Source organism: Lacinutrix jangbogonensis, assembly GCF_000797445.1.
In the GTDB taxonomy this organism is placed as follows: domain Bacteria; phylum Bacteroidota; class Bacteroidia; order Flavobacteriales; family Flavobacteriaceae; genus Lacinutrix; species Lacinutrix jangbogonensis.
Map to the genome: position 1 here is coordinate 26,812 of NZ_JSWF01000012.1, position 12,417 is coordinate 39,228.

The following is a 12,417-nucleotide window of genomic DNA, read 5'->3' on the forward strand; positions in this document are numbered from 1 at the left end:
CAATGAAAATAAGTGCTTACATATTCTCTGTTATTTTAACAACACTACTACTTTTTAATAGTACTAGAGTTACATTAACTTATGCTTATTACAATATAGATCCTGTTGGTTTTATTGAGGCCCTATGCGAAAATAAAGACAAGCCAGAACTTAAATGTAATGGTAAGTGTCATTTAAAAAAAGTTACAAAGTCTCTAGATAAAGACCAAAAAACACCTGAGAGTATTATCGATTTTAAAGAGCTCATTTTATTTTCAAGTGCTTTTGAAGTTGTTGTGTTTCAAAAATATAACAACAAAAAAAAAGTCCTATAGTTTATCAAAACCTATACGCTTTTACAAGTGTAAACAATTGTTTTCATCCTCCTCAAGTATAGTTATTCTTTTATACGAGGTAGTTTTTTCTACCAAAATTACTTAAGTTAACTATAATATTACTATACATGAAAACATTATATAGTGTGTTGTTATGCGCACTAATTACAGCTATGTCTTTTGGGCAAGAACAAACCGAAACTCAAAAAGACACCACAAAACAAAAAATTAATACCTTAGACGAAGTACTTATTACTGGGAACCTAAAAAAAGATCCAGTACTTACAATTGTTGCCAATAATTATGAAAAGGATATTGTGCAACCAAAAAACGTAGCAGATTTATTTAATGACATCAACGGACTCTCTGTTATAAAAAGAGGGAATTACGCAATAGATCCTTCTTTTAGAGCATCTCAATACGAGCAATTGAATATTCAGTACGATGGTGGTACTAAAGCCATGCATGCGTGCCCTAACAGAATGGACCCAATTACAACACATATTATTCCAGAAGAAATTGCTAAAATTGAAATTATAAAAGGCCCATACACAGTAAGATATGGAGCAACTTTTGGCGGTGTTGTTAATTTGGTAACTCAAAAACCAGATTATGAAGATTATGGTTTACACGGAAAAGTTTCATCTGGATATGAAAGTAATGGAGACGCATTAGTAAACTTAGCACAATTACAATACATTCAAGAGAAATATGACATTGTAGCTAATGTTGGTTATAGAGATTTTGGTAATTATGAAGATGGAAATGCTATCGAAATACCTTCGTCTTTTAGAAGTACAGACTACGGAATCAAAATAGGTTATAATTTGTCTGAAGACGAACGTTTACAGGCACATTGGAGACAATCTTTTGGTCGCGATGTTTTACACGCTGCCTTACCAATGGATACTGAATATGACAACAGTAGTATTTTAGCTTTAGATTATAAACTGGATAATATTGGTGAAATAGCAAAATCATTAACTGCAAAAGCCTATTATAGCTATGTAGATCATTTAATGACAAACGATAATAGACCTTCTTTTATGATGATGGAAGCAGTTTCTGCAGTAGAAGCAACAACTATTGGTGGTAAATTAGAATTAAATTGGAAACCAGCAGAAAAACTGAATGTGTTTTCTGGTTTAGATGCCATGCATATTGCTAGAGATGGCGGAAGAACCAGACTCGTGAAAGTTATGAACGGAAGCCCATTACCGATGCCAATGACTTTTAATGATAAGGTTTGGCAAGATTCTTATATTACAGATTTAGGTGTGTTTACGGAAGCAAAGTATACTATTAATGCTAAAAACATTTTTACAGTTGGCGTTCGGTATGACAATGTAACTTCAGACATAAAAGATCCCGAAGCGGATTTTGCAGCGTTATACAAACTTGAAAAAAGAACAGAACATAATGTAAGCGGAACAGTCTCTATTAAAAACAGAGTATCAGATCGTTTTACTTTAGAAGCTGCTTTTGGACGCGGAGTGCGTTCTGCTAATATGATAGAGCGTTTTATTAACCACTTTACTGTTGGTCAAGATCCTTATGAATATTTAGGGAACCCAAATTTAAAAGCAGAAGTAAATAATCAATTTGAAATAGGTTTTAAAGGAAACGAACCGTTAGAAAATGGTTTTAATAGTTTTAAATATGAAACGTCCTTTTATTATTCATCATTCGAAAACTATATAGTTGGAGTAGTAGATCCTACAATTACACGCAAGTTTATGCCAATGGCACAACCGAAATATGTAAAAGTGTTTCAAAATATAGATGAAGCTTATAAAACCGGGTTTGAAGCTATGGCTCAAGTCGATTTTTTAAAGGATTACTATTTTAGAACTGAGTTTGCCTATGTTTATGCAAAAAACAAAGATTTAGGAGAGTCTTTACCTTTAACACCTCCTTTAAGTACCAAATTAAGTTTAGGCTTTCAAAAAGAGAAATTTTGGGCAAACATAAAGTATAACCTTATTTCTAAACAAGATAATATCTCTAAAAGTTTTGGTGAAACAGAAACCGATGGCTACCAAACTTTAGATATCCGTTTTGGTGTAAAACCAATAAAGAGTATAACGCTAGGTATTGCTGTAATTAATGCATTAGATGAAGCTTATAACAGTCATTTAAATTTCTCTTTTACTAATCAAGCAAATTTTGGAAGGACTCCAATTACAGAGCCAGGACGAAATTTTTCAGCGTTTTTACAATATAAATTTTAACACATAACTTTCGGTAACCAAAAAAGGAGTGCATTTTAAATGCGCTCCTTTTTTATAATTATTAGTTCAACTGTGAACTATCTTTCTTTAGGTTCATCTTTATCTCTATCACTAGTAGCCATAAATTTTATTAATAAACCGACAAGAATTGCACAAACGAGTGCAAAAACAGCGATCATTACTACTCCGTTATTATAGTTTTGTAACGCAATGCTTAGAGATGTCATAGTATTATAATTTAGTGTTATTTTAATAATGTAAAATTATTATATAGCTTTTATATTAAAGATGATATTTATCATTAAATCTATTAATTTGAAGCTTCTATTATTTTAATTATTTCATCTTTTTGTAATACACCAGATTGCCTCCAAACTTGTTTTCCGTTTTTAAACAATAGCATCGTTGGCACACCTTTAACTTGATACTTTGATGCCAACTCTTGGTTTTTATCTACATCTATTTTAATAATAGATACGTTTTCCTTTAATACATCTTTTACTTGTTTTAAAATAGGAGTCAATGCTTTACATGGTCCACACCATGTTGCAAAAAAGTCTACTAAAACGGGTTTGTCTTGGTTTATTATTTCTGAAAATTTACTCATAATTCTAATTATTTTGAAAATTTACCAGTCGCACAACTTACAAAAGATTTAGCTTTAGATGTCAATGAATTATTGGCTTCTATTGAAGGATAACCTAATGCTTTAAGTTTGTTTTTTACAGCTAGAGCATCTACTTCGTTTATATAATTGAATGATACTTTACTTTTATCTATACCTATATTAATATCTGAAATATTTTCAATTTCTGATACTTTTGAAGTAATTGTACTTGCGCAACCACCACATTTTAAGTTTTGTACTACTATTGAGGTTTTCATTTTTAAGGCTATTTTAAATTTCGGAAAATGAATTTTATTTATTTGCCATTCCTGTTAAATATATTTTACAAAAATAGGAAAACACTTTGTTTTACGCAGTAACATAAGTTACACTGAAGGCAATCTTTTAAAATAAAAGAAGATGATTTATTAAAAACAGATATGATTTAGAATGGATTATATAATCTCTGCACTAATTACAGATTATAAAGCGCTGTAATAGCGTTTTTACCGAGATTTAAAAATATATTATGGACTCTTATTCCAAGAATATATCGAAATAAGAACAAATAGGAGTTTTATGAATCTCATTGGTTTTACAATTAAAAGTTAGTAATAAAAAGACGAACAGGTAATATTCTAGTTTTCATCTCTATTTTAATTTATAGCTTATAAGCTACTCCCAAGCCTATTCCCCAAGAATTGTAACTGTTAAATTTTAAATCGTTGAGAAGGTTAGCAATCAGTTCTAAATTATGATTGATGCGCAGGCCATATTCTAAAACAGCTCTTACTATAAAAAAGGGCTGTTTTTTTGTGTATTCTGAGCCTAATAGGAAACTAAAATGATAAATATTATCGATTGTTTTTAATCTAGAAAATCAACTTTATTCTGTTGCCTTTTTTATTTTGTTCTTGATATTGTCTGCTAGCGGAATCTTTAAGCCGATTATAAATTGATAACGCTTATAGGACAGGCTAGAGTCTTGCGTGGTATTTAGGTCTAAACCTGATAAGTTTAAATTAAAGGGGTTTTGAAAACTTGAAGAACCAGAGGCATAAGTCACACCTAAAACAATATTTGCCCAAGACATTTTCCAATCAATTCCTCCGCTTAAATGATAATAGTCTGCTGCAATAGCTGTATTCTCTGCATCATCAGTACTAAGATCAAAAACTGTAGCACTAGATTTATAAGCATTGAAATCTGTTGAAAATCCAAAATAGGATTTAAATTTATCGCTAACATAGACCTCACCACCAACCCCAAAATTAAGTACAAATTGTCGCTCTTCGTTAAAAAATATGGGTGTTGATGAAGCATCTCCGATTTCAATATTGGGAACATTAATTCTTGAATAATTTGAAAGGCCAGAGACAAAATCTATGTTTAAATGAATTTTGCTTCTTTTAATTGGTATGCCTGCACCTAATGAAATACCTAATGGTTCTTTAAGGTTAGCACTAAGGTCCTCAAATTCGTAATCATAAAAAACATCAAATCCATTGCCTACTCCTGAAGTTACTTCATTGAAGTTATAGCCACCTTCGTTATAGATTTCTATATACGGGACGTTAATATTTAAACCTAAATCGATGTTATTTAGTTTATAAAAAGCACCAAGCTTTATATGAAAACCATACGACTTTTGATCAAAGCCTGTTTTAGTTAGAAAATAGGCGACAGCATCTTCATTGTACTGGATCGTATGATTTACACTTCTGACGCCATTATAACTATAGGATGATCCAAATACAGAAATTCCTAAACTAAAGTTTTTAGAAATTTCCTTTGCCCAGGTTAGACCGTACCAGTCTTCATCCACTTTGCTGTTTATTGAAGCTTTAAGATTATAGGTTTCAACATCAGGATATAATTCGGTAATATTATCTGTAATTTCTCGACTAGATAAACCTAAATTAAAGTTAGATCTTCTTCGGGCTAGAAAGGAGTATGCAAAGCGCTCACCAAATAATTTAAATGTTCCGCCTGCTAATGATGGAACGCCTCCAAAGGATGTATTGTCTAGTTGACGTTCTTCATCAAATATCGTAGTCAACTTTAAAGAATTTATCTGATAGGCTTTAGCGTTAAATTCAAACCCTATATTTTCTAATGCTGTTAATCTTGCTGGATTATAGTAAACGAGACCAATATCAGACACACTACCCGTAACATTTCCAGATAGCAAAATAGATCTGTTCCCAAAATTATTAAATTTATAATTGCCTTCTTGACCCCAAGAATACGCCGAAATAATAAGAAATAGGAGTGTTGTGGATTTCATTGATCTCGCAATTAAAAGTTAGCATTAAAAAGACAAATAGGAAAAATTCATTTTTATGTTAAGTTCTGGGTATTCTAATTATTTTCAAGTCTAGATTTTGATATTTGTAGCGTTCAATTGGCTATTTCAAAGTTCAATCGACATACCTTCACGAGCAAGTGAACAGTTTTTAAATCGAGCTTGGCATTCTTTTTCTATCTTCCTAAGACATTCATCATCATGATCGGGATCGTGATGTGTCATTATGAGTTGTTTCGCTCCAGCGCGTTCTGCCACTTCAATGGCTTGATTGAAACTACTATGGCCCCATCCTTTATGACGTAGTAACTCCTCATCTGTATATTGTGCTTCATGTATTAAAAGATCAGCATCTTTGGCAAAAGCAACGATATCTTCGTTAATAGTATCGCCATGTTCTAGGTCAGTACATACAACAATGATGCATCCTTCAACTTCAAGACGATATCCAAAGGATCCTCCAGGGTGATTTTGTTTAATTGTTTTGAGTAGGATGCCCTTGTTTTCATAAATGTTATCTTCTTTGAAATCAAAGTTGAATTTGGCTCCCATATTTTCGAGCTGAATCGGAAAATATTCTTCTATCATGAGATTTTTGAAAATTTTTCGAAGGTCTGTAAATTGACCACCCTCTCCTAAAGCCGCAATATTAATTGTTCGATTTGGATTATATGCAGGATCAAAAAACGGTAAGCCTTGAATATGATCCCAGTGAAAATGAGTAAAGGCGATATCAATAGCACTTTGCTCAGAAAAATTCTCATTAATATGTTTGCCTAGGGCTCTGATGCCTGTTCCCGCATCTAGGATGCTAATACGGTTGGTGCTATGCATAAGGAAAGCGATACAGGTGGTGTTACCTCCAAACTCAAGATATTTAGGGTCACAAATGGGAATAGACCCTCGAGTACCGTAAAAAGTAGTTGTGATGCGTGCCATAAATAATGTTTGTTATTATGAATATCAAAAAGTATGAACTATATCTGTCTTAAGCTTGTTTTTAAGTGTATCAGCTTTTAATCGTTTTCTTCTGAAATAGGCCTGACTCAAATAAGCCAATTCATTAAAAAGCACAGCATAGAAACTCTTTTATTTTGTTACAGTTGTTTTAATTTTAACACACGACAATCTATTGATTAAAAATCGCCAACATAGATGTTATAGCTACCTTAGAGCCAAATGGAATGGCAGTTAAATCAACTTCAAAATTACCGTTGTGATTATTAAAAGGGAGTTGTCCTTTTTTGAAGGCGTCTTCAAAACGTTTTGGATTGGCAATACCAACATTGATATAAGCGTAGTCTTTTTTAGCATTATTAATAACCAAATGATGGACATCCTCAGAACCCATAACTGATGGTACTACAGTTTCATCTAAAACAAACTTTTTATCTGAAACTAATGGATATATAGACTCCCTGACAACTTTAGTTAATTCCGTATTATTTTCTAGTGGATACGACCAGCCCTTAAATTTAATAGTAGGATATTTTTCCTTAGGTAAATCGTAGGCATGAGCGATACCTTCATTGATTCGTGTGATGCCATCAATCATCAACCTTCTGTCTTTCTCGGTAAACCATCTCAGATTAACTTTTAGTAATGCCGTATCAGGAATTACATTATTATCTTTTCCTGCTTCGATTGAACCTACCGTAATCACAGCAGCACTTTTTGCATCAATACCTCGACTTATTATAGCTTGATACTGCATGATTGCAGAAGCAGCCATAAGAATTGGGTCTTTAGATAAATGCGGATTAGAGCCGTGACCACCTATACCGTGAAAAGTGACATCAAATTGATCGGTTCCTGCCATTCTAACTCCTGAAGCAGCAGCGACCATACCTACTGAAATTGGCATAGAGTGAATTCCGAATAAATAATCTGGTTCTGGGATTTTATGTGTGGTGTATAAGCCATCTTTAACCATTGCCTCAGCTCCAAGTATTGGTTCTTCTGCAGGCTGACCAATAAATATAACAGTACCTTTCCAAAGCGACTTATGTTCTGCCATAAACTTTGCAGCAGATAACATCCAAGTTACATGCACATCGTGTCCACAAGCATGCGTGACCGGTGTTTCACTACCATCATCTAGCTTTACTATTTTAGTGCTTTTATAAGGTAAGTCGGTTAGTTCTAATACCGCATTGCAATCCATATCGGCACGATACATCACTATTGGACCATCTCCGTTTTTGAGTACACCGGCAACACCAGTGATACCAATTTTTTCTGTCACTTTATAGCCATACGACTTTAGTTCTTTAGCGACGATGCCAGCAGTTCTTATTTCCATAAACCCTAGTTCTGGGTTTTCGTGGATATCTTTGAAGATAGCAACGTATTTGTCGTTACTCAAATTTACGGCCTGCTCTATGGTTGTTTTTTGATTCTGTGCTATTAGTGCAGTTGAAAAAAATGAGAAGACTAAAACTAATACGCTGTTGAAATATTTGGTCTGCATAAGGTGTTGTTTTTAAAATTTATATGAAAAAAGTGGCCCCAAGTCTAATGGTATTCAATTCGTTAGTGAAATTAGGAAAGTATCCAATATTCGCTTTTAATTTGTTCTGAATAATCATATGGTTTAAGTTAAATTCCCCAGACCAAGCTTCGTTCCATTCACCATTTGTATTTAGCATGGTCACAATTGGATTAACAAAAAGAAACCAGCTTTTATTGAATCTTATACTCATATTGGCTTGAGTCAAAAAACCTGTACCTGAAAATTTAAACGCATCAGGAATTAAATCTGTACTAGGCTTTGTTACATGAACAGCACTCAAACCAGGGAATAGCATAATTTTTTTAGAAACTGAAAACCCATAAACAACGCCAGCAGATAACACAAAACTACTTGAGCCTAAACCGTTCTCAAAAGAACCAGTTGGTAAAGTAAGGTCAATAAAAGGTGCAATTACATGAAACTTTTCTGCAGTCATTACGCGTTTTGCAATTGTAAAATAACGGACTCTAATATCACTTAGCCCAAAAGAACTTGTGGCATCATTGTAGAGTAAAGGGATTTCTGCTAAGACTAAATTGTTAGGGTCGAATGAATATTGAACATTTGCCCTCATACCGTAGAGATGAGTACCATCTTTTAAAGATGTATATTCTCCTAATACATTAACTTGAGTATAAAGATTAGTTGGGTTAGAGGCATCAACCTCTGTTGATTCCGTGGTTGCTTTTTCTTGCGAATTCACTGTAGTTATTGAAAGAATAGCTAATAATAAAATTACAGTAAACTGTTTCATTTTAATTTTTATTGTTTTTTAGAAATACGATGTACTTCATTAATGATTTTTACCACATTATTGTATTTAATGGTTTTTCGGTCTTTAGTATTTCTACTTGTGTCATCTAATGCGGGTAAAATAGCAATTTTAATTCAAAGTCTTATAGTACTTACTATTCTCTCTCAAAAACAATAGTTCCTTCTTTGATTGTTTTTAATACCACAATATCTTTGATGGCATCAATATCAACTTTTAATGGGTTGTCAGAGAGCACCACTAGATCTGCTAATTTTCCTTTTTCTAAAGTCCCTTTTTTATCATCTTCAAAATGCGAGTACGCAGACCAATCGGTAATACATTTTAGCGCTTCATAAGGCGTTAATCTTTCATTAGCTCCCATCACCATACCACTTCTTGATGTTCTACTGGCAGCTATCCAGACTACTCGCATTAAGTTTGGTAAAGCAACTGGTGCATCTGAATGTATGGTTAGTCTTAAGCCTTTATCTAAAGCTGTACGTGTAGGACTAATTTTCTTAGCGGCTTCTTCACCAATGATTTCTACGTGCCAATCTCCCCAATAATAGGTATGCAAAGGAAAAAGTGAGACTGTAACATTTAGCTCTTTTAAAGCATCTAATTGGTCTGGTCTAATGTATTGCCCATGAAGTAAAACGTTTCTTAAATCCTTTTTACCATATTCCTTTTCTGCAGCTCTCAAACCTCTAATTAATTGGTCTATTGCGGCGTCGCCATTGGCATGAGAATTAATTTGCCAATTGTTTTTGTATACCATTTTGTATAAATCAGCAATTTCTTGCTCATCTGCTATTGCTGGATACCCTCTATAGTCTGCTTTACCTCCCTCTGGCGGCACTAAATAAGGTTCCGTTTTCCATGCGGTTTGTACTTGAGGCGCTCCATCTAGTGTCACTTTTAAACCTGCAACTCTGTAATGATTTTTATAATCTTTTGAATTCCATTCGGTGTCCATGTGTTGTGCAACCGTATAATCTAGGTACGACACAATATCAATATCAAATAATCCTTGATCAGCGAAAGCTGTTAAGGCATTAAATGTCTCCATGGTCTTTCCGTCTTGGAGTGTCGTATATCCATAACTTTTTGCCATTTCTACTCCCATTTTAGTCTGTTTTGCTAACTTTACTGGATCAGATGCAGCCAAAGCTGTGGCGATATGAGGTAATGCTGCTAGTTCTTCAAGCACTCCGTTTGGTTCGTTACTATTTGGCATTCTTCGAATAATACCGCCGTCAGGGTTTTGTGTATCTTTAGTAATGCCAGCTAACTCTAGTCCTTTACTGTTCATTACAACAAAATGTGCTGAAATATGCATAATGAGAACGGGATATTCTGTAGATACCTTATCTAAATCTTCTTTTGTAGGAAACCGTTTTTCTGCCAATTGCGTTTGATCGAATCCAAGTCCGAAAATCCAACCTGTAATCTCCAAGTTTTCCGGAGTTTCTGCCCAAGTTTTTAATTCATTAACGAGTTCATCTATATTTTTAACACCTCCATCCGGTGGTGGTAATAAATTTGTTCCAGTGGCTTGTGGTCCAAATGCAAAAAAGTGTGCATGAGCGTCAATAAAACCAGGAAGCATTGTTTTTCCTTTGAGGTCATTCATTTTATGACCTTCTCCCGCTATTTTCATAGCCTCTTCACTAGTTCCAATAAACAGAATAGTTCCTTCTTTTTCAACTAGTGCTTCTTGATAAGTAGGTTCGTCTCCAACCATATCAACGATATCTCCATTATAATATACAGTTGCTGTAGATGTGTTATCATCATTTTTGCTGTTACTCTTGTCGTCTTTGCAACTCGTTAGACATAATAAGAAAATGAATAAATACGTAAAATGCTTCATCGTTTATTTTTTAATTTATTAATAATCAAAAATAAGTCGATGTTAATATATGTGGAGTATAATTAAAGAAAAACCTGTTCAAGATTTAAAATTTGAACAACATTTATAAGTGTTTCAAGTGAAGCCTATGAAATCGTCTTTTTATATTGAGAAGGCGTAGTCCCTGTTTTTTCTTTAAATGCTTTTATAAAAGTGGTTCTAGATTTGAAACCTACTTCAAGGGCTACTCCTTCAAGACTATAATTTAACCAATCTAAATTACTAAACTTTTTTAGGACAACATCTATCCGTTTTTCGTTAATGAGTTGGTTGAAAATTTTTTTGGTAAAGTTGCGTCGTTATTTGAGATAATTCCTTTTTTGGAATGCTTATAAATTTTGCTAAATCGTCTTGTCTGAAATCAGGTTTTAGGTAGCTAATTTCAGAAGTAAAAAAACCTTCAATTTGTTCTCGGTAGCCAATTAAATCTTTAGGTTCAAATTCTATATTTGTGTCTTGAGTGCCGCTAATTTTTTTCTTAACATCGATTAAAGCGCCATATAAAATTCTTGGTTCAAAAAAAGGATATAAAAATATAATAATGATATAGAGTGCAAAAACATAAGACGCGAGTGAGTGCGTGTCGAAGGAGGTTGAATCAAAAAGGAGAGAGATTATACCTATAAAGTTTCCTATAAACATAAGTGACGATACGCAAATGAGCCAAATAATTTCACTTTTTGACTTGCTCTTATCTCTTATTCTTTTTGTAAGCATATATATGGCGGTAGAACTAAATAGCATACCTACCATAAACTGGGTTAAAAAATTCCAATAGGCAGATATATATCCTACGGTTATATAAAATATTGAATCTTCGTTATTCAGTATAAATTGGATATGATCTATTTTAAACTCAACGGACTGAAAATAGAAAGGAGCTACGCCTATGAAGATTAGTATAGGAATACACAACAAAATTAGGTCTATTCGTTTTGGTGCCTTAATATTTTTTACGGTACTACGCACAAACAGCATAAATGTTACAAGATGTACAAAGTTAACTGGTGGTCCCGTGCCTCGTAGATGAGGGTGATTTATAATTAAACCTGTTTTTACCAAATAAACTAAAGCAGAATAATAAGTTAAAGAGAGTACATATACTAAAAGTAAGATTTTTTGATAGGTGTTTCTCTTATGCTTAAATACAATAACCAAGAAGGTTATAACACCTATGATTACGGCACATATTTGAATTGTCTTTAGCATATAATCTTCTAAATAAACTAGATGTTGTGTTTGAAATTTGACATAAATTGATTTTAGAAAAAGAAAAAGAAAAAGAAAAAGAAAAAGTTAATTAATTTGAATTCTAAATAAGCGGGTTAAATACCAAAATGTTTGTTTCTTATTATTAGAAATACTTTTTAATTTTCGATTTATTTTAGGGCAAATATATTGAAAATTATGCTAATTGAATTTTGCCACATATTGAAAATAATAAACATTATTTTAACGTACTAAAGTCGTTTTGTCTCATGGTTTTTTAGACGATCTCAGCACTAAGTCCTGCTTCTAACAACATACTACATCTTGGTTTAAGTTCTTTTAAAGCACCAGTTTTAACGGTGCATTTTCCTTTGTAATGCACTAACAATGTACATTGTTCTGCCTGTTCTGGCGTATGATCACAAGCTTTAATAAGTGTTTCTATAACGTGATCGAAAGTGTTATAATCATCGTTATAAACAACAATTTCGTTGTTAGGTTTTTCTAAAGTCTCAACTTCGTGATGTTCTTGTATTTTTTCTTTTGTACTCATTCTTAAAGTTTTACAAACAC

13 protein-coding genes are annotated in these 12,417 nt (G+C 33.0%); 2 read left to right on the forward strand and 11 right to left on the reverse strand.

Annotated features, from left to right (window positions below):
* Positions 1-2: 2 nt before the first annotated feature.
* Both RH82_RS17515 and RH82_RS00190 read left to right on the forward strand, forming a co-directional pair.
* Entirely contained in the window at positions 3-314 is a 312-nt protein-coding gene (locus RH82_RS17515) for a hypothetical protein (protein WP_052158126.1), read from the forward strand.
* A gap of 128 nt (positions 315-442) precedes the next feature.
* Positions 443-2,545: a TonB-dependent receptor domain-containing protein gene (locus RH82_RS00190; protein WP_034057097.1), complete on the forward strand. Its 2,103-nt coding sequence runs from the start codon at positions 443-445 to the stop codon at positions 2,543-2,545.
* A gap of 77 nt (positions 2,546-2,622) precedes the next feature.
* Here RH82_RS00190 and RH82_RS18600 read toward each other — a convergent pair whose 3' ends face one another.
* From RH82_RS18600 to RH82_RS00235, 11 genes are all read right to left on the reverse strand, one after another.
* Entirely contained in the window at positions 2,623-2,772 is a 150-nt protein-coding gene (locus RH82_RS18600; RefSeq protein WP_164483823.1) for a hypothetical protein, read from the reverse strand.
* A gap of 83 nt (positions 2,773-2,855) precedes the next feature.
* Positions 2,856-3,152, reverse strand: coding sequence for a thioredoxin (gene trxA, locus RH82_RS00195; protein ID WP_034057100.1), 297 nt, complete (start codon positions 3,150-3,152; stop codon positions 2,856-2,858).
* Positions 3,153-3,160: 8 nt separating this feature from the next.
* On the reverse strand, positions 3,161-3,430 hold the full coding sequence (locus RH82_RS00200; protein ID WP_034057102.1) for a heavy-metal-associated domain-containing protein: 270 nt from the start codon (positions 3,428-3,430) through the stop codon (positions 3,161-3,163).
* A 608-nt stretch (positions 3,431-4,038) separates the two neighbouring features.
* Complete coding sequence (locus tag RH82_RS00205) at positions 4,039-5,439, reverse strand: hypothetical protein (protein ID WP_034057106.1); 1,401 nt, start codon at positions 5,437-5,439, stop codon at positions 4,039-4,041.
* 126 nt (positions 5,440-5,565) lie between these two features.
* Positions 5,566-6,396: an MBL fold metallo-hydrolase gene (locus RH82_RS00210; protein ID WP_034057109.1), complete on the reverse strand. Its 831-nt coding sequence runs from the start codon at positions 6,394-6,396 to the stop codon at positions 5,566-5,568.
* A gap of 190 nt (positions 6,397-6,586) precedes the next feature.
* Entirely contained in the window at positions 6,587-7,927 is a 1,341-nt protein-coding gene (locus RH82_RS00215; protein ID WP_034057110.1) for an amidohydrolase, read from the reverse strand.
* Between the two features lie 19 nt (positions 7,928-7,946).
* Positions 7,947-8,723 (reverse strand): hypothetical protein, encoded by a 777-nt coding sequence (locus RH82_RS00220; RefSeq protein WP_034057113.1) that lies wholly within the window; start codon positions 8,721-8,723, stop codon positions 7,947-7,949.
* 154 nt (positions 8,724-8,877) lie between these two features.
* A complete protein-coding gene (locus RH82_RS00225) occupies positions 8,878-10,596 on the reverse strand; it encodes an amidohydrolase (protein WP_034057116.1) in 1,719 nt (572 codons plus the stop codon).
* A 125-nt stretch (positions 10,597-10,721) separates the two neighbouring features.
* On the reverse strand, positions 10,722-10,913 hold the full coding sequence (locus tag RH82_RS19165; protein ID WP_081979148.1) for a helix-turn-helix domain-containing protein: 192 nt from the start codon (positions 10,911-10,913) through the stop codon (positions 10,722-10,724).
* Entirely contained in the window at positions 10,894-11,697 is an 804-nt protein-coding gene (locus tag RH82_RS00230) for a hypothetical protein (RefSeq protein ID WP_156112376.1), read from the reverse strand. Before RH82_RS00230 ends, RH82_RS19165 begins: the two co-directional genes overlap by 20 nt.
* A 424-nt stretch (positions 11,698-12,121) precedes the next feature.
* Entirely contained in the window at positions 12,122-12,397 is a 276-nt protein-coding gene (locus RH82_RS00235; RefSeq protein WP_034057120.1) for an ATP-dependent Clp protease adaptor ClpS, read from the reverse strand.
* Positions 12,398-12,417 lie beyond the last annotated feature (20 nt).